Source organism: Paenibacillus sp. FSL H3-0321, from assembly GCF_038002865.1.
Lineage (GTDB): Bacteria > Bacillota > Bacilli > Paenibacillales > Paenibacillaceae > Paenibacillus_AQ.
Genome location: NZ_JBBODH010000001.1, coordinates 6,686,024 through 6,706,432 on the forward strand (window position 1 = coordinate 6,686,024; position 20,409 = coordinate 6,706,432).

Here is a 20,409-nt window from a genome sequence, read left to right on the forward strand (position 1 = left end):
AGGAATGCTAATGAAGAAAAGGTCAGCTGTATGGATATTTGGCGTCATAGTTTTACTATTATCAGCTTTCTTTATAGAACCTCCCTTTGTTTTCGGAAACTCGGGTAAAAATGCCGAAGCCGCCTATGACGGAACAATCTGGAGACCGGTAATAGCTTATGTGAATTGAATTAGGGGGTGGACCGCTCTTGCACTAGATTCGTTCTTTGCTATACATGACTTTAAAAATGAATGATAGGGGAGTATTTATTTGAAGAATAGAAAAAAGATGAATTCATTTCTCAACGTTGCTTTATCCTTTACTATATTAGTAGGCGGTTTTCCAGTTACAAATGAACGTATAGCCGCTGCTGAGAGCAATCCGAACCTTTCCTCTGAATATGTGAAGGCCGAAACTAAGGTGGAAAGTCCTGCTCCTTCTCCAGCCCCATTGAATACAATATCCAAACAGCAAATTGAGCCTACATTTAATCCCGGAAATATCCAGATGAAATCAGCCTTTGCTGAAAATAAAAAGCTTATAGACGAGGTTGTATCCGTAACTGGAGACGTTTACGATCCGAACATGTTAACCATTCAAATGTTAAGAGAGAAAACCTATGAAACGCGTGTGAAATTAGTTCCCAGGAACACAAAGGAAAATTCAGAGAAGCCTCTTGCCCGTGCATCTAAACCCAGGTCCCTGGATTTAACCCAAACAGAAATTGAACCGCTTGTTCTGGCTGGAGCCTCCAAGGTTGATGTATATTGGGTAAACTATCTGAGCTTGCTACAGGAGAAGCGAACCCCGCTGGAACTTTGGAAATGGAAACTGAATGAGAAAAGATCCTGGGAAGATATCCAGCAGGAGCTTGAAAAAGAAGCAGGAATATTCAGTAAGCCCACTGTACAGGAAAATGTATATGCAGCTGAGATTATGAACCATTTTTCTTTTAACGGAAAGCAAACAGTTTCCTCCTCAGTATATGGACAAGAAGAGGGTACCGGAAAAGGATATCGATCAGAATTAGCCCTCTCCATGAGTACCTTCGATGCAGCCGTATCCGGTGTGATCAACAACTTGGTCATTCAAGCTCAAATCAATCAAACTTATAAGCCACAGTTTAATGACCGCAACACTTCCAGTGAAATGGTCGATCCGGTGTCAGGAAGTGTGACCCGGAAAGAAAACCTGATTCATTTGCCCGGTGTGGACGGACTGGACTTAGATATTGGCCTTATGTACAATTCCAACCAAAGTATTCCCTTTCTTATTAGTACATGGTGGAATCCCAACTTTCAGAGTTGGGAATATAGCTACAATTATCGTCTTCCGGTCTTAGGCAGTGGGTGGTCGTATCAATTCCCTCACTTACAAAGGGTTAGTCAGTTTGGGTGGATTTACCACGATGGAACAGGCAATGCGTATAGAGTTCGTGATGACTATAGTAATGATGAACTCTCACTTTATACAAATTTACTCAATTATAAAGGCAAAGACAAGCGACTGGTATCAGAAAATGCGAATACAGACGGCGCATTCAGTAACGGGCAAGAAAGATCAAGTTTCTATATTGAGTACTTAGATCTTAAACGAGAATACTTTACCATTGATGGGGATTTAATTGGAATCGTAGATCGCTTCGGCAATACGATTACATTTAAATACGACGGATCAAGAAGATTGTTCTCGATAACGGATACCGTTGGCCGTGTGGTGAAATTTAATTACGAGGAAGACCTGGATTCCGAGGTGTTTGATGGGGAAAACGTAGATATTCGGGTCTATAGCGAAGAGAACGCAACGCAAGAAGTTCAGAAGGTGGTATTGACGAAAGGGAGAGTATTGGGGGAAATTCAAAGAAATATAGGCATACCCCCACTTCAAAAGTATATTCCGTACCTTGCGTCAATTACCGATCAAAACGGAGAGAAAACCTATTTCGAGTATCAAAATGGCTTTTCGTCTTATATTGGTTCTTACGACGGATTTCTTTTTAATTCGTTACTGAAAAAAATTACGTATCCCAATTCTGTTACAGAATATGAATATGAACAAGCCGATCGTCATACCGGCCCGAATTCCACCGTCGTAGAGTATCGGGCGAAATCTAGAAAGGACAAGACGGCATCCAAGACGTATCAGGAAATAAACTATTCGTATACAGGTGATTATACGGGGAATACCCCGGATCAATATCCCGCTGTTTTGCCTGCGGATTTTCGGTTTAGTACGACATCAACTGTGGTTAGCACGACTGCCAGTAATGGGCTCCAAACCACTCATACATTTGATAAAGATGGCAGAGTGCTTCGGACGGAAACCCGTGAGGCTGGAGGCGAGCGGAAGATCACTGACAATACGGCGTTTCATGGAGTCTTTACCCGGTATCCCACAAGGACTACCCTCTCGGAGTATGCTCCCCAAGACAGTGAAGCAACCGCAAATCATTTATACACCGAAACCGTGTATAACAGCTGGGGGCAGGTTGAGAGTCAAACGAAGCCGTTGACCGGAGATCAGTTTAATAATCCGGCAATCAAACAGCATTATACAACCACCTACCAGTATGAACCTAAGTATCATTTGCTGGAAACGCAGTCCTGGTATACCAATGAAAATGATGCAACGCCGCAAAACGAACGTTATACCTATACTGCTGAAGGGCGGCCGGCAACGGTAACCAATGCGTTAGGAGACAGGACGGTATACAGTTATAATTATTTTAATAGTACGGGAGGGATATCCCAGGCAACGGCGGAGAAGACTGCCCAAGGCCAACTGGTGGCCAAAAGCGTGACCCAGTACGGGCCCGAAGGCCGCCGTGCCTACCCTACCGAACAACAGCAGTGGTTCAACATTGGTACATCCAATCAGCAGATTGTGAAAACCACGATGAGCTATGAGATGGGTTACGGGTTGCTGAAAAGTCAGAGCGACGGGAATGGCAAGACCACAACATATGAATATGATGCCGCAGGGCGTCTGAAAAAAGAGACCTATCCAAATCGTTCCAATGCCAACGGAGAAGTGTACAGCGAGGTAGTAGAGTACAACTACTCTAATACAAGTTCCGCAAACTTTGATGCTGTCAATACGGGAATGCCGGTCTTAAAAGTGGACTCTATCCGAACTGTCACTCAGTTATCGAATAACAGCGTGGTTAAAACTTATGCCAATGTACTTTATAACGGAATGGGTTTGGCCCTTTTAGAGGAACACTTTGATGATAACGCTGGAAAGTGGGTGTTCACCCAGTATCACTATGACGATATGGGCAGACCCATCTATCAGAAAGACGCGCTATCCAATGAAATAACGGTGGGTTATGATGCTTGGGGCCAACAAAAAAGTTTAACGGATTCCTATCGTAATGTCTTTGTGACAAATTATAATTTGAAGCAGCGGAAAGCGGTAAGCTACCTGACTGCGGCGGGCACCTCCGAAACGATGAATTACATCGAGGAGTCTTATGATCCGTGGGGCCGGGTGATTTCGAAGCGGACGTTTAGAGATTGGCCGAATCAGTCACAGCCTATCACTGAACGCTTCAGTTACGATATTATCGGCAATCTTACGGGATATACCGACCCGATGAACCATCTCAATGAGGCTGGCGTGACAACCCTTTACAGTTACAACGCATTAAATCAGTTAACTGGTGTTAAGGATGCGCTGAATCAGACCACACGGTACAGCTATGACGGAAATGGACAAATATCTAAGGTGACCATTCAGGGCAAGGGTGAGTCGGAACAAACCTTAAACACGAAGAGTTACAACGAAATCGGACTGATGACGACGAAGCAGGACGCCGCCGCCCAAAGCGAAAGTGTGTCCTATAATCATCTGGGTCAACAGACCGGTAAAACGGACCGTATGGGCAGTGTGTTCAGTTACAACTACGACGAGAGAGGTCAACTAAAGAGCAGTTCCGTTAGTGGAGTAATCAATAATACGTCTGCGACGCAAAAAACTGATGTTATCTATGGAGATGGATCGCCAAAGTACCGTACGATCAATAGTTATGTGAATGGAACCTTAAGGGCAACGCAGAAACGTTACCTGGATAGCATGAACCAAGTACGTAACGATTACTCCGTTGGATATTCTACTACGGGTGCGGGTAACCACTCGTCGTCCATTTTAAACCAGTTGGATGTACTGGGCCGAATGACACAAATAAACGATTCCAATCTTGGGTTTTATGTAAACTACCAATTTGACAGTCAGCGGCTGATCAACGTTCAAACCAATGGCAGCGCGTCCCTAAGCAAAGCCGCATCCGACAATGTACAGTACAGCTACTATGCCAATGGCCGAGTCAAGACAATTACGTACCCGCCGTTGACGGATGGAAGTATCTTAAAAACAGAGTACACGTACAACAAAGCACTGGGTTGGATTGAAAGCATGAAGAATACAAAAGGAAGCTCCGTGCTATCGGGATACAACTACAGCTATGATCATAATGGGAATATTACAGCGGTAACTGAAGTCCTCAATAATGGAGCAGCAAAAACGACAAGTTACGGATACGATGCTTTAAATCGTCTACTGTCAATCAAACGGCCCAATGGTCAAAGCACACAGTACACGTATGATGTGCGTGGCAATCGTCTAACCTCAAGCGAGAGCGTCAGCTCCAGTCTGGATCTGAGCGATACAAGCTACACCTATGATTTACAAAACACCTTGACCGGATTGACCAAAAATGGGAATACGACCAGCTTTACCTACTATGCAGACGGCCTTCGGTATTTGAAGAGCACTGGAACGAGCCATACACAAGTCAACTATGATTTTAGTGGCCAAGTTATCGCAGAGGAGAAACTAAGCGGCAGCACTGTAATACAAAAATCCTCCTTTGTCCGTGGAGACCGGGTATTGGTAAAAAAGGACAAGACGGCAGCAAAGGATTACTACTATTTGTACAACGGTCATGGCGATGTGGTGCAAATCGTCAATACCAGCGGAACACCGGTCAACACCTACAGCTATGACGAATGGGGGAATATCACCAGCCAGACGGAAGGGATACAAAATTCCTTTAAATATGCAGGTGAGATTTACGATGCAGAAACGGGACTTTACTATCTGCGTGCACGGTATTATGATCCGAGTATCGGGCGGTTTTTAAATGAGGATACGGTTGAGGGGCAGATTGATAATCCGCTGAGCCAGAATTTGTATACGTATGTGCATAATAATCCTTTGATTTATATTGATCCTAGTGGTCATGTTGCAGCGGCTGCCAGTATTTATTTAGTTCCAGGAGTTGGGGAAATAGCATTAGCTGCTACGGGTGTTGTAGCGGCAGGATATGGTATCTATAAACTATACCGATGGGCTACAAGTGATAAGCCGCTTAGTGATAAAGAGATTATTGATAACGAACTATCAAAAACACAAAAAGATCAAATCGACAAAATTGAAAGAAACTTAGAAGCTGTAAATGATGAAGATCATCTTGAAGCATACGAAAAAGAGTTAAAAGATGGTTTCTTATATGATAAAGATGGAAAGGTGAAATTAAATCCTAGAAATGGTAAACCGTGGAATCATATTAGGGAAGTTGAGCAATCAGAAGCCAAGATTGAAAAATTGATAGAAAAACTGAAAAATGCTCAAAGAAGCAAACCATTTATCGAGAATAATTCAGAAGTAACAAAAAAGGCAGTTCAAGATGCAATTAATAAAGGACAAAAATTTCTAAATGAAGTAAAGAAAATTAGAGATTCGGTTAATCCATAGGAGAGTGATATTATGAATGAAAACTTAAGTGAACTTACAATTAATGAAATATCAAAATTAGAAGGTTTTACTGAGGATTTTGAGGTTGACGAAGATGTACCGCTTTCGGTTTGGTATAACAGTATTCAGAAGAAAAAAATAAAAAATTTAAATCATGGAGACATAGCGAAGTTGATTAGACAAACGATGCATCTTCAATACATTATTCCAGAAGCATTGAATAGGTTAAGAATAAACCCTCTTGTTGGTTATTTAGGGGATGGAGAAATAATGGAAGCAATTGCGCAAGTTAACGAAAACGAATGGGATGAAAATTCGATTGTTACAAGTATGCTTAGTTCTTTTGTGGAGGAGTTTTTATGTTTACTAAAAAATAATGAACTGAATTTTCCGGAAGATAAAGAGGTATATTCTGATCAAGAAAGAGAAGAATACTATCAATTATTATTGAAAATTAAAAATACACTTCAAAAATCTAAACACTAATTTTTATGAATTACCATATAATGTTAACTTTGTGTATATATTGGAAATAATAGCAACACCTAACAAAATTATAATAAATTCAGAAGAGCTGCATTTGCGCAGCTCTTTTGTTGTTCATGAGGCATCCTAAGATTGAGTCGTGTGCTTTATAGAGGTTTTGAAGAATTTTAGCACGTCCTTCGAACGATTTGCGTGCCTAAAGAGTGTAGGATTATATTGTAAGAAAATTGGATAGGGAGGTAGGGCATCATTGAATATGATGCCGCAGGGCGTCTGAAAAAAGAGACCTATCCAAATCGCTCCAACGCTAACGGAGAAGTGTACAGCGAGGTAGTAGATTACAACTACTACAACACAAGTTCCCTAAACTTTGATGCTGTCAATACGGGAACACCAGTCTTAAAAGTGGATTCTATCCGAACTGTCACTCAGTTATCGAATAACAGCGTGGTCAAAACCTATGCGAATGTGCTTTATAACGGAATGGGTTTGGCCCTTTTAGAGGAACACTTGGATGATAACGCTGGAAAGTGGGTGTTCACCCAGTATCACTATGACGATATGGGCAGACCCATCTATCAGAAAGACGCGCTTTCCAATGAAATAACGGTGGGGTATGATGCTTGGGGCCGGGTGATTTCGAAGCGGACGTTTAGAGATTGGCCGAATCAGTCGCAGCCCATCACAGAACGCTACAGTTACGATATTATCGGCAATCTTACGGGATATACCGACCCGATGAACCATCTCAATGAGGCTGGCGTGACAACCCTTTACAGTTACAACGCATTAAATCAGTTAACTGGTGTTAAGGATGCGCTGAATCAGACCACACGGTACAGCTATGACGGAAATGGACAAATATCTAAGGTGACCATTCAGGGCAAGGGTGAGTCGGAACAAACCTTAAACACGAAGAGTTACAACGAAATCGGACTGATGACGACGAAGCAGGACGCCGCCGCCCAAAGCGAAAGTGTGCCCTATAATAATCTGGGTCAACAGACCGGTAAAACGGACCGTATGGGCAGTGTGTTCAGTTACAACTACGACGAGAGAGGTCAGCTAAAGAGCAGTTCCGTTAGTGGAGTAATCAATAATACGTCTGCGACGCAAAAAATCGATGTTATCTATGGAGATGGATCGCCAAAGTACCGTACAATCAATAGTTATGTGAATGGAACCTTAAGGGCAACGCAGAAGCGTTACCTGGATAGCATGAATCAAGTACGCAACGATTACTCCGTTGGATATTCTACTACGGGTGCGGGTAACCACTCGTCGTCCATCTTAAACCAGTTGGATGTACTGGGCCGAATGACACAAATAAATGATTCCAATCTTGGGTTTTATGTAAACTACCAATTTGACAGTCAGCGGCTGATCAACGTTCAAACCAATGGCAGCGCGTCCCTAAGCAAAGCCGCATCCGACAATGTACAGTACAGCTACTATGCCAATGGCCGAGTCAAGACAATTACGTACCCGCCGTTGACGGATGGAAGTATCTTAAAAACAGAGTACACGTACAACAAAGCACTCGGTTGGATTGAAAGCATGAAGAATACAAAAGGAAGCTCCGTGCTATCGGGATACAACTACAGCTATGATCATAATGGGAATATTACAGCGGTAACTGAAGTCCTCAATAATGGAGCAGCAAAAACGACAAGTTACGGATACGATGCTTTAAATCGTCTTCTGTCAATCAAACGGCCGAATGGTCAAAGTACGCAGTACACGTATGATGTGCGTGGCAATCGTCTAACCTCAAGCGAGAGCGTCAGCACCAGTCTGGATCTGAGCGATACAAGCTACACCTATGATTTACAAAACACCTTGACCGGATTGACCAAAAATGGGAACACGACCATCTTCACCTACTATGCGGACGGCCTTCGGTATTTGAAGAGCACTGGAACGACCCATACACAAGTCAACTATGATTTTAATGGTCAAGTTATCGCAGAGGAGAAATTAAGCGGCAGCACTGTAATACAAAAGTCCTCCTTTGTCCGTGGAGACCGGGTATTGGTGAAAAAGGACAAGACGGCAGCAAAGGATTACTACTATTTGTACAATGGTCATGGCGATGTGGTGCAAATCGTCAACACCAGCGGAACACCGGTTAACACCTACAGCTATGACGAATGGGGGAATATCACCAGCCAGACGGAAGGGATACAAAATTCCTTTAAATATGCTGGTGAGATTTACGACGAAGAAACGGGCCTTTACTATCTGCGTGCACGGTATTATGATCCGAGTATCGGGCGGTTTTTAAATGAGGATACGGTTGAGGGGCAGATTGATAATCCGCTGAGTCAGAATCTGTATACGTATGTGCATAATAATCCACTAATTAATACTGATCCTACAGGACATTATTGTGAGTCTGGTAATGGTCGATATGGGCATAGTGGGGGGTGTAGCAGATCTAGCTCTATATATGTTCCAGATTCCATTAAGAATAACAACTCTGGAAAACGCATAACAGAACTACTGCAAATCTATAAAAACGCTCAAGCACAAGCGGTTGTTAATGCTGCAAAGATTGACCCCCATAATTACGTGGTCAAAGGCGGTGCAGCAGCCGTTCCACTTCCTGGTGCACAAGTGGGTTCAATACTTAATGCATTCGTTCAAGCTGTAGGAATAACGGCTGCACTGTCTATGGACACCGCTATAAGTGATACTACTACCTCAGATAAGAAACAGCAGATAATATATCATAGTGGCTCAATGACCAATACAAATCATACACCTCGACTTAAAGATACAAAGGGATTATCCGCGTTTCTTACGCCAGATGAACCTAAAGGTTGGTTTACATCAATCGAAGCGATTAACGCTACAGGAGTCTTGACTGCAAAGGTAGATAATCCTGTAACAGGTCATGTGAGTATCAGAGCTGCTGATCCATACGAACATAAGTTATGGATGGAATCAAGAGTGAGTGCGGATACTAATCCTTATTATTTAACTTTAGTTTTGAAAGCAATCACTTTTCAATATGATCATAGGTAGGGGGATAAAGATGGATATCAAAAGATTAATCCCGAAAGATAAAATGGATATCGAGTCAGTTAATAAATTGAAAACATTGGATATCAATTTAATTAGACCTATTATACCTGATTTATTAGAGTGGACTGAAGATGCAAATTGGCCTACTACAAAAGAAATTGGGAAGTTGCTGCTACCCTTGGGCAGTGAATTAATTCCTCATCTAAGGAGAATTTTCGCTTCTGATGATGACTGTTGGAAATATTCAATACTAGTGAAGTTGGTTAAAAATTTACCGAAATCTGTATTATCGGAAATGGAGGCTGATCTTAAAAGGTTAGCTTTAAACCCTACTGAACGTGAAAGACAAGAATTAGTCAACGAAGAGGCAGCCGAGATTTTATCGCTTCTACAGTAAATATGAAGGAAACTGAGGAGTGATATTCTTTATTTCAAAATGTAGGGCAAGCCCATTGTTTTATCAATAGGGGCTGCTCTTGCATTATGAACAGGTCTGCAGGTGTTCCTTCTGCCGCCTTACAACTTAAATCCCGAATCCGGCCGGAAGGGCTGTAGCTGTGACTCAAAGCTGATGTGGTCACAACATCTTTTTGAAATAAGCTTCATGGTAGCCAATTTATGAAGCGAATCAATCAGCACCGATGGAAACAAAGGATCGTCTGCTTGTCAGGTTTTAATCTTAATCGGTCTATATAGAGGTGAATTATGTTTGAATAAATCAACTTTTCCCCAGGGACTATTACTTATAATGAGATAAACGAACCTAGATATTTAAAAGAAGAAGACTTATTTCAAGTGACATACGGTGACGATAAGTATGTCCTTGATTTAGGCTGGTATGGAACAGAATACGCAATATTGATTATAGAATCTTTGGATTGGTCTAATTCACTTTGGGAAAGACGTTCTAAACAATTATCTGATCTATTTCAATTAATGAGTGAAGCGGCGACATATATAAGAAAGATACTTAATTACTCCAATGAATAAATGTAGTTTTAGTTATCAAAGCCACGTGAGATTAATACTCCATGTGGTTTTTCTTTTGAAAAGACATTTGACTGACTGAGTATGTCAGTGAATAAGATGATAGGATTACAATAATAGCAGATAGGTTTCACATGGAGTACAAAAAAGTTGCAAAAGAAATTTGTGTTTAGAAACAAACGATTCAGGATTGGATCAAGAAAGACGTAAAATTCGGTAAACCTTCTCGAGCAACTGTCCAATTTATTCAGAATCGAGAATTAAACGTTGATTTTCATTTGCTTCGATTGGATCAGTATGTCAGTAATGCATTTAACTGTTCAATTAGCCGTTCCTGTTTTTGTTCTCCTGAATGCACTCAATAAGGTGCCTATTCTGCAAATAGTGCTGTATTGTTGTGTATTAGTATCCTTCATCATCTCGGTTGTAACCTCAACTTCTTCATGTTCATCTGTTTTGGTTAAGAAATCATCAAAATTTCTGATTTTTTTGGTGAAGTAACCCCTTCTGGAACTATCTTAAACTGTTTGAAGATGTAATTACAGTAATGCAAGTCAGGATCGTATTCAACATTTCCGAATGTCACACATCTTCCTATGACCAATTAGCCCAAAGTTGTCCTATAATAATCTGGGTCAACAGACCGGTAAAACGGACCGTATGGGCAGTGTGTTCAGTTACAACTACGACGAGAGAGGTCAACTAAAGAGCAGTTCCGTTAGTGGAGTAATCAATAATACGTCTACGACGCAAAAAATCGATGTTATCTATGGAGATGGATCGCCAAAGTACCGTACGATCAATAGTTATGTTGATGGAACCATAAGGGCAACGCAGAAGCGTTACCTGGATAGCATGAACCAAGTACGCAACGACTACTCCGTTGGATATTCTTCTACGGGTGCGGGTGGCCACGCGTCGTACATCTTAAACGAGTTGGATGTACTGGGCCGAATGACACAAATAAATGATTACAATCTTGGGTTTTATGTAAACTACCAGTTTGACAGTCAGCGCCTGATCAACGTCCAAACCAACGGCAGCGCGTCCCTAAGCAAAGCCGCATCCGACAATGTACAGTACAGCTACTATGCCAATGGCCGAGTCAAGACAATTACGTACCCGCCGTTGACGGATGGAAGTATCTTAAAAACAGAGTACACGTACAACAAAGCACTCGGTTGGATTGAAAGCATGAAGAATACAAAGGGTAGCTCCGTGCTTTCGGGATACAACTACAGCTATGATCATAATGGGAATATTACAGCGGTAACTGAAGTCCTCAATAATGGAGCAGCAAAAACGACAAGTTACGGATACGATGCTTTAAATCGTCTACTGTCAATCAAACGGCCCAATGGTCAAAGCACACAGTACACGTATGATGTGCGTGGCAATCGTCTAACCTCAAGCGAGAGCGTCAGCTCCAGTCTGGATCTGAGCGATACAAGCTACACCTATGATTTACAAAACACCTTGACCGGATTGACCAAAAATGGGAATACGACCAGCTTTACCTACTATGCAGACGGCCTTCGGTATTTGAAGAGCACTGGAACGAGCCATACTCAGGTCAACTATGATTTTAGTGGTCAAGTTATCGCAGAGGAGAAATTAAGCGGCAGCACTGTAATACAAAAATCCTCCTTTGTCCGTGGAGACCGGGTATTGGTGAAAAAGGACAAGACGGCAGCAAAGGATTACTACTATTTGTACAACGGTCATGGCGATGTGGTGCAAATCGTCAATACCAGCGGAACACCAGTTAACACCTACAGCTATGACGAATGGGGGAATATCACGAGCCAGACGGAAGGGATACAAAACTCCTTTAAATATGCTGGTGAGATTTACGACGCAGAAACGGGACTTTACTATCTGCGTGCACGGTATTATGATCCGAGTATCGGGCGGTTTTTAAATGAGGATACGGTTGAAGGGCAGATTGATAATCCGCTGAGTCAGAATTTGTATACGTATGTGAGTAATAATCCGTTGATTTATACTGACCCCAGTGGACATCAACTATCTCCAACTGGAACAGGCTATAGTAACAAAAAAATGATTCAGCATTGTATGAATGTTGGTGCTGGAACATGTTGGAATGAATTTAGGGCGGGGACTATCGAAGCCTCCATCGCAGTTGCAGACTTTTTAGTTGTAGATGACATAAATACAATATTAAACCCTAATGCATCATCATTTGATAAAACCCTTGCCGCTGCTAATTTTATACCTATTGCAAAATTGTTTAAAGGTGGTCGACTTATTGTTAAGTTGGCAAGCAAAGAAGGTAGGCAAATTGAGAGGGCTATTACTTTTACTGGTATCGGAGTAAAAAAAACGCTTGAATCCACTCTTAAGTCTTACGAACAGGCTAGAAACTTAGCACTTGATATTGTTGGTGACCTAGGCCCAGGCTCTAAGTCAGTAATTGGTCGATTACCTAGTAGTGCAGGATACGGTCAAGTTGTTGGGAGACAATCTGCTGATGGGAAGTTATTATGGAGACTAGATTACGATCCAAATAAGGGGACTCACATTAATATTGAAGACTATCGTGGTGGCAAAGGTAATAATGCAATTAAACTGGTAATTCCCTTTGAAGGAAATGAAGATACATTTAGGTCGCTATTAAAGCACCTTCAACCATAGGAGGCTATATGACTTTATTTGAGGAATGTATTCAAGCGCTAGGAGACGGTACGGAGATAGTAACTATTCAAAAAACAGAAGAACTGTTTAATCATCTTGTGAGCTGGTTTCCAGTCACATCTTGGGGAAGAATAAATTGGGATAACATATCAAGGCGCTATGAAATCTCAAAGCCTCAAGAGGTTATATCAATTATAAAGAATGAACTTAACGGTGATTTTAATTCGAAAGTGTTTCTACTCTGGAATTATACTGATGCTCCTAGCATTTATACAGAGTTAAGTCAAGTATTAAATAACATCGATGACGTTACTGCAGTAGGTTCAGATACATGGATTTTTTGTCCATCATCCGGTTATGTAATTGAGTATTTTCATGAAGGACAAGTAATGCTTGGCTTCAAAGACTGATTGCTTTTATTAAATAGATTTATAATGACCTTGTATCATATATTTTCTGATTTGGGCTTCAGTAGTTCTGATGATACGAATTAGTACTCTAAATGTAATGGTATAATAGTCACTCAAAGACCTTTCTTAGTCCTACTAAGCAAAGGTTTTTTTATAGGTGCGCCCGGCATAGGCAATAACTAGGCGGTGAAAGTCCGCTACAGGCTTGGCAGTAGGAACTGTTAGCCAAAGGCAAGGGTGTCCGCCGTGAGGCGGAATCTGAAGGAAGCCAGAGGCAAACCCTCGGTCTGACGAACAGAAATCACATAGAAGGCATGCTGGGACGGACGAGCTTGCCTAACAAAGCGAAGTCCAATACTGCCCGAATCCCAGGATGTAAATGTGGCAGATGGATGAGGAGAAAGTTATCGCTCTTACCCGGGGAGATCTCACAGACGCCCGGTAGGGAAAAAATCCGAAAGACGGAGTAGCGCTTGCTGTGAGAAGTCAGCAGAGGCCGTAGTACCCAGAAGTTTTTATTTCTCGGAAAGGGCCGAACAATCACTTCTCTAACCATCCTGATATTGGGTAATAAAAGGTGAATGAGTTACTACTAGACTCGGTGTGAGTGTGGATGAATTCAATACGGATAAATGTGATAGTGTTGACACTACTATACTCAAATCTATCGTAGGAAAAACTGGTGAGGGGTGTGAAATGGATATTAACAATGTTATAGAATCACTTCAACAGAATGCGCTAAAACACGAGCCAGGTTCTTATAAGATTTTACTAAACTTATTTCGAAAATTGTATAAAAATCATGATGATGAACATGAAATTATAGGTTCATTCTTATTAGGACACATTAATGAATTGATTCCTGTTATCGCAGAAAAGATAGTTGAGTGGTTTTCAATAGATGATACATATGGTCATTTTGATTATTTATTTAATGGTTTTGCTAATAATGACTTGTTTGATTTTGAGAAGACCTTATTTAATGTCACTGCTAATTATGAAGTTCTTAATTATGAGATATTACAACATTTCTTTGAAAGAGGGGTCTTTAGTAAAGACCTTTGGAAGGGGATTCTTAATCAGGCTGTTGATAAAGCACAAAAGAGATTTAGTTCAATAGTGAATAGCGAAGTGAGTTTTAACGATTACATCTCTTTTTGTAATTTATCTATCATGGGCATTGAATATTATTTAAGACAACAAGGTGTTAATAACGAAAGTGATTTTCAAGAGTGGAAAAATACGCAATTCCATGATTATGAAAAGCTATTGGTAAAATCCTCAAACAGCTATATCCAATCACTTCGAAATTTAATAGCTCAATGAAGTGGAAACTTTGATTACTATCGTAACTCCTTGTGGTTTTTTCTTGCATTTATCTAAGAGTTCTTTCATGGCTGTATTCAATCGTTGAATTTCTTCACTCTTCATCTTCATCGCCACCTTGGGTTAAAGTTACTATTCTTACCCTGTTTGGTGTTTGGAGTAGATCGGTTAGTCTATTATTTGCAATCTGTATAGCTTATTAAATTCTTATGAAAAGATTAAAACGAATATATCGAATTTGGTGAAATCCATTAGATGAATTTGATTACAATCGTGGTAATTATAATACAGAGGCATTGAAATCAGCTAGAGAATATATATATCAGAATGGTACAATATTAGTGAGAATACTTGATGATGGGACTATGCAGATCGTGGATGGCCATCATCGTTGGTGGCCAGCGCAGCAAGCTGGTCTAAAACAAGTACCTATTAAGGTGGAGAAATAAATGGGAGCAGAGAGTTTCTATATTAAGTTATCCGTTGTAGACAATGGCATTTCAAAAAATGAATTTCTAAATAAACTAAATGAGATGAAGATTAAATATAGTTCGAATAGTGCAAATGAATATGAAGTGGAAGAATTTTTGATTATGACAGTACATTCGGACTTTGAAATTATAAAGGAACTTTCAATTGAGGGCTGTTTTTCTTGGTTTCATGATTGCTCTCTTAAAATTTATGAAATTTCATCAATGATTAACAATCACATTTTTCCAATATTGTTGAAGGATCATGATGGTAATTGTCTTACTTTTTCGAGTCAAGAGGATTTTTTGATTTTTATTAATGAATTGTACCAAGAAAAATATAAAGAGTTTAACATTCGATATGGTTCAATGAATGTTAAATGCTTACCAAGAGAAAGATTTTACAACTTTATTAAAGGAAAAAGTAAGAAAAGTATTTTTAGAAAGCTATTTAAATAGTATAGAACCACATGCGAGTGGACAACTCCATGTGGTTTTTCTTTATTGTATCCCCCAACCAGTGCTGAATGAGTCGGGCTGCTATGCTTCACCAAATCATCAGATACCACCATGTTATGGATGGAATCAAGAGAGAATGCCGAGGTTAGTCCTTATTATCTAACTTTAGTTTAAAGGCAATTACAGTTAAAAATAATTTTAAGTAGGGGGAATAGTAATGGATATCAATAGTTTAATCCCAAAGGATAAATTCGATCTCAATTCAGTTAATACTTTGAAAACATTGGATATAAACATAATTAAACCTATTATTTCTGATCTATTAGAGTGGACTAAAGATTCAAATTGGCCAATTACAGAGGAAATCGGAGATATGCTCGTTCCCTTAGGCACTGAATTAATACCTTATCTAAGGGGGATTTTCGATTCTAATGATGACTGTTGGAAATACTCAATACTTGTGAATTTGGTGAACAAATTACCACCAACTGTATTATCGGAAATGGAGGCTGATCTAAAAAGGTTAGCTTTAAACCCTACTGAACGTGAAAGACAAGAATATGTTGACGAAGAGGCAACCGAGATTTTAGCGCTTCTACAGTAAATATGGATATTGTATTATTTGAAAAAAAAGGACCTTGAAGCCACATTGGCTCAAGCAAGGAATTCCGGGGCCCGTTCACTGGAGACTGTTATTGAATTCGAAATACCGCGAGGTGTACTGAGTATTGATAGGACCGTAGCCTCGAATTGCAACAAATAGCAAGAGCTGCGAATGGGCCGCTTAATATCACAAATATTAGAAAAGTGAGGTTTAAATAGTGGAACAAATTGCTTCTCTTGAAATGCAAGATATATCTGTAAAATGTAAACCGACTATGCGAAATTTTGTTTCTTGGACAGATCAGCTTCAGCACTTTTCCTGTCGGTTTCATTCAGGAAAAGTCTATGGTATTGTAGGCCAACCAACCAAGGGTGGCTGGGCTTTATCCTATTTACTTTCAGGTAATTGCAAGAAGTTCCAAGGCGAAATCCTAATAAATGATCGGCTGGTGGAGAGGAACCTGCTTTATACAAACGGCTGGTACGTTGGAGAGGGTCTTAAAGGAGGCTTGTTTAAAAGACAATTGACAGTACGAGAACAACTGGAGAGGGGAACATCAGTTGATTATACTGTTGATGAATTAGTTGATTCTTTTGAGCTTTCACCTTCACGACTGGATCGGGAGATAAGGTATATCAGTAACGAACGATGGAATGCTTCAGCCGCTATTGGATTGGCGCATGGAAAGCAAGTTTTTTGTTTTCCGTGGTTGGACGATGAGTGGAAAAATTTAATAAGAGGAAGGTTGGCCCATTGTTCGGATGTACTAAGAAGAAGTAACAGGATAATACTTATTCCCGTATTAAACTTATCGATTGTTGAAGACTTTATTGATGAGGCTGTGTATTTATCATAGAAATAATATTGGCGTAAGATAAGTTGCGTTCAAGAACCGAGGCTTGGGTCAGGTCACAAAAATTTGGGGTTCTGAAACCAAGGTAATGTTTAGTTGTAACATTTTTGCAAAGGCAAGCTGGTGATAATGTAGGGATTTTTGATTATCTTGGGGAGATCAACATGACGAATATATGTCGATGTTGTGGATTTCACTTTGGCTTTGATGATGACGATATGGATGATAAAAAATTGTATACAAGATATGAAACGAGAAATGGGTTAATGGAGGATGTTTATGGTTTTCCAAGGGTAGGAAATCTCATCCCAATTGGAACCCTATAGGACAACTTTAAAACTTAAACCACTAATTTCTGATGGACAACCACGCTTAGGACTAGCGGTCAAGATCCCAAAAATAAACTTTGAAAAAACACCTAGGCTGCAAAGCGGCGCCGGTACTCCACTGGCGTCAGTTTGTTTAGTTTGCTTTGCACTCGTTCCTCATTTTGACAGGGTGGAATAAATGCATAAAATCACATGAATCTTCACCTGTTAGAACATCATTTTATACGAAGAAATAAGGTTTGGCTTGGAGGTAGTTGCTTCACTTGATACAGAAGTTTACTTTTTGAAAAAATCAATTGCAAAAGCTTCGAAAAAAGTACTTAAAGAAATGCATGCTAAAAACTACTGATGATATTGAAGAGTTAAAAAGGCAAATACAATAACAGGTTTTCGGTGTAAGACCTTGAGGATATAATAGTCCTCAAGGTCTTTTTTTTGCCCCCCGGTGCCCCAGTACCTCGCTGGACGAACAACAAACAAAATATTTTTTTTGGTTGTATTACGTCCGCTTAAATTACCCTGTAAGTGAAGGCGCAAATAAAGGAGAACGACATGGGTTTAGGAGGGAGCTTGATAAAAATGAAAAATGTACTGTATGTACCGTTGGATGATAGACCGGTCAATCTGGATGATGTCATTGTCCAAGGGAGATCGGCGGGGATCAATGTGATCACGCCAAGCGTGGGCGACCTTAGAAACCGGCTGGATTCACAAAAGACAGCATCGGGAACAACATTACTGGCGACCTCTTCGCCCGCCTATGGAAATACCGCAAACATCCGGCAGTTTATTCTTGATAATGCAGCCTCTGTAGATGGCTTTATCATCTCAACAGATATGCTAGCTTATGGGGGCTTGATCGGAAGTCGCCGTCTTCGGACGAGTGCAGGCGGAGCTTACCCGGATTATGATGCGACTATCACGAATTTGCTCGACGTGATTCGTTTAGTTAAACAATCTTATCCTAAGAAGCCGGTCTATGTAATGGATACCATTTTGAGGTTGGCCACAACGATTTATGCAGAAGGTTTAACCTTTGAAGCCTATACAGAATCACGCAGTTTCATGTTGCAGCCACGGAAAAGTTTTTCACAGTTTGCTGATATTCTCACCGGATATCACTTGTCGCCAACCGGTTCTTATGGCAGTACGGCCCATTTTAATAAAGACCAGTATTACAATACCAGACAGCACAAGTTCAAGAGTAATCGTTACATTCTAGAGAAGCTGGTCCAAGCGGGATACATTGATTTCCTTGCGGTGGGTGTCGATGATGCCAATACGCAGGGGGTACAAATCAATGAGATTAACTTTCTGGAAGGGCGCATCAATACTTGTCTTGGCGGAACGAATGGTCAAAACCCAGATCGGGCTATTATTCTTCCAGATGCAGACGGACTGGGGCAGGCGCTAGTGGCACGTATGGCGAATCAGCTCTACCGCTGCGGAATAAAGCCAAGGTATGCCGTGCAATACTTTGGACCACATGGCTCCACCATCACCAGTCCATATGAATATATGGATGTGCATCAAAATATTTTGCGTCATGTGGATATTGTTGGCGGAAAGTCTGTGAGCACTTCACCTACCTTAGAAATTATCGCGATAACTGCTGCGAATCAGGTAACGGCTGCGGTCAGCCGGATTGCTGCCAATAGTACCCAGCACGTTCCAACTGTAGTCATTGATTTCGTGGGTGGTGGCGCAGCGAATGCCACTGTAACCGAAGCATTGCTGAGTAGCGAGCATACGGGGAGTATTTTAGGATACAGTGGCTGGAACACACCAGGTAACAAGATCGGGATTGCACTGGGTATGGGCCAGGCGCGGTATACGTACTTGGTTACGGAAAAAGATGCTGAGGCACTCAGTTCAGCAGTCAACGCTCACGGTACGCTTTTGTTTAAGCGATTCTTGAAAGACTATTATTACAAAACGTTGGCCATTGGTGAAATCCGGGAGTACTCGAGAGCCAATTCTTTGTATACAAATATCGCTACGATTGCAGATCAAAATATGATTTTGTTCAATAGTCCAGCAGACTATTTGCATTTACAAGACGTGCTGAGGGAGCGGATGCAGACGCATACAGCCTCACTTTCCGGGAAAAGTACATTCCTTAACGGCGGTTCTGGAACGGCTTATAACGTCCGCCAGATTTGTGGAACCACTTGGTCATTTTCGGAATATGTCAGTGCAGAACTCCTTCATGATGATCCTGATTTTATTTGGGGCCGTGCTTTTGAGATTACCTTGAGTCCTAATGTAACCTTAGAATAAGTGTTAAGACAAATAAGACAGGAATAACTAAGATAACGCCAAAAAGAAATAAAATTACTGGAAGGTTATTAGAGGTAGCCTCAGGTTCAGTGAAATTAACTTGTCCTGCCCCCATTTCAAGGACTCCGTTTTTAGTAGGAGAAGCAGCCCGTTTTTCCTTAATGTTTTTTATTTTTTCATCAAAAACGGATTTGGATATTGTATTCTCTGCGTGGAGGCTACCTGATGTAGCGTTGTTGCTGTTCAGATCTATTACGCGTTCCCCTGCTATCCCATGGATGTATAAAGCATCTATACCATATCTAACGTCACTAACAAGTTTTATGTCTTCTCCTTCTTTAAGGGATGATTGTGTTGCTAAAAATGATTGCTCATTATTTATATTACTAGTAATGTTGAATATCTCCCACGAGCCTGAGTCATTGTTTGAATAAATTGTTCCAACATCTATATTATTCAACTTTATTGAAAAGATATAACCTGCAAAAACTAACTCACTACTATTTGCATTATCAGATATTTTGTAGTAAGCAGTTCCTGAACTTAATTGTACATTTTCAAAATTTTCTTTTCCATCGAGGCCGTATTCTGATTTCACTGAATTCAACGAATTAAGATACTTTAATTTGAATTCATTTTGTATAGTTGTTTTAATCTGTTCATTCGGAGCCGGCTCGTAAGAATCAGCAAAGATGAAGTTATTAAAGTTAAATAACAAGAGATTAAATATGAGGAAAGAAGAAAAAAACCATTTCTTTTTCATTAAATAAAGTCTCCTTGATAAAAACC

12 protein-coding genes and 1 pseudogene are annotated in these 20,409 nt (G+C 40.5%); 12 read left to right on the plus strand and 1 reads right to left on the minus strand.

Annotated elements, in window-relative coordinates; genetic code table 11:
- The first annotated feature begins 250 nt into the window (after positions 1 to 250).
- The 12 genes and pseudogenes from MHI45_RS29400 (at position 251) to MHI45_RS29455 (ending at position 19,620) form a co-directional block, all read left to right on the plus strand.
- The gene (locus MHI45_RS29400; RefSeq protein ID WP_340899499.1) at positions 251 to 5,734 is read left to right on the plus strand and encodes an RHS repeat-associated core domain-containing protein; all 5,484 of its coding nucleotides are present in this window, start codon (positions 251 to 253) and stop codon (positions 5,732 to 5,734) included.
- Positions 5,735 to 5,746: 12 nt separating this feature from the next.
- Positions 5,747 to 6,220, plus strand: coding sequence for a contact-dependent growth inhibition system immunity protein (locus tag MHI45_RS29405; protein WP_340899496.1), 474 nt, complete (start codon positions 5,747 to 5,749; stop codon positions 6,218 to 6,220).
- 318 nt (positions 6,221 to 6,538) lie between these two features.
- Entirely contained in the window at positions 6,539 to 9,247 is a 2,709-nt protein-coding gene (locus MHI45_RS29410; RefSeq protein ID WP_340899495.1) for an RHS repeat domain-containing protein, read from the plus strand.
- A 10-nt stretch (positions 9,248 to 9,257) separates the two neighbouring features.
- The gene (locus MHI45_RS29415) at positions 9,258 to 9,644 is read left to right on the plus strand and encodes a DUF5071 domain-containing protein (RefSeq protein WP_340899493.1); all 387 of its coding nucleotides are present in this window, start codon (positions 9,258 to 9,260) and stop codon (positions 9,642 to 9,644) included.
- Positions 9,645 to 11,188: 1,544 nt separating this feature from the next.
- Complete coding sequence (locus MHI45_RS29425) at positions 11,189 to 12,889, plus strand: RHS repeat-associated core domain-containing protein (protein ID WP_341119131.1); 1,701 nt, start codon at positions 11,189 to 11,191, stop codon at positions 12,887 to 12,889.
- A gap of 8 nt (positions 12,890 to 12,897) precedes the next feature.
- The gene (locus MHI45_RS29430) at positions 12,898 to 13,299 is read left to right on the plus strand and encodes a CDI toxin immunity protein (RefSeq protein WP_340899491.1); all 402 of its coding nucleotides are present in this window, start codon (positions 12,898 to 12,900) and stop codon (positions 13,297 to 13,299) included.
- 696 nt (positions 13,300 to 13,995) lie between these two features.
- The gene (locus MHI45_RS29435; RefSeq protein ID WP_341118443.1) at positions 13,996 to 14,625 is read left to right on the plus strand and encodes a hypothetical protein; all 630 of its coding nucleotides are present in this window, start codon (positions 13,996 to 13,998) and stop codon (positions 14,623 to 14,625) included.
- Between the two features lie 284 nt (positions 14,626 to 14,909).
- A pseudogene (locus tag MHI45_RS35280) lies at positions 14,910 to 15,074 on the plus strand (ParB N-terminal domain-containing protein); the annotation flags it as partial.
- Positions 15,075 to 15,554 carry a hypothetical protein gene (locus MHI45_RS29440; RefSeq protein WP_340899488.1) on the plus strand — a complete coding sequence of 160 codons (480 nt, stop codon included), beginning with the start codon at positions 15,075 to 15,077 and terminating at the stop codon, positions 15,552 to 15,554. It begins immediately after the preceding pseudogene.
- A 217-nt stretch (positions 15,555 to 15,771) separates the two neighbouring features.
- Positions 15,772 to 16,158, plus strand: a complete 387-nt coding sequence (locus tag MHI45_RS29445; RefSeq protein WP_340899487.1) for a DUF5071 domain-containing protein — start codon at positions 15,772 to 15,774, stop codon at positions 16,156 to 16,158.
- A 217-nt stretch (positions 16,159 to 16,375) separates the two neighbouring features.
- A complete protein-coding gene (locus tag MHI45_RS29450) occupies positions 16,376 to 17,014 on the plus strand; it encodes a hypothetical protein (protein WP_340899486.1) in 639 nt (212 codons plus the stop codon).
- 905 nt (positions 17,015 to 17,919) lie between these two features.
- Positions 17,920 to 19,620: a DUF4127 family protein gene (locus tag MHI45_RS29455; protein WP_340899888.1), complete on the plus strand. Its 1,701-nt coding sequence runs from the start codon at positions 17,920 to 17,922 to the stop codon at positions 19,618 to 19,620.
- Here MHI45_RS29455 and MHI45_RS29460 read toward each other — a convergent pair.
- Complete coding sequence (locus MHI45_RS29460; RefSeq protein WP_076110682.1) at positions 19,601 to 20,383, minus strand: hypothetical protein; 783 nt, start codon at positions 20,381 to 20,383, stop codon at positions 19,601 to 19,603. The two genes, MHI45_RS29455 and MHI45_RS29460, sit on opposite strands and share 20 nt — an antisense overlap.
- Positions 20,384 to 20,409: the final 26 nt, after the last annotated feature.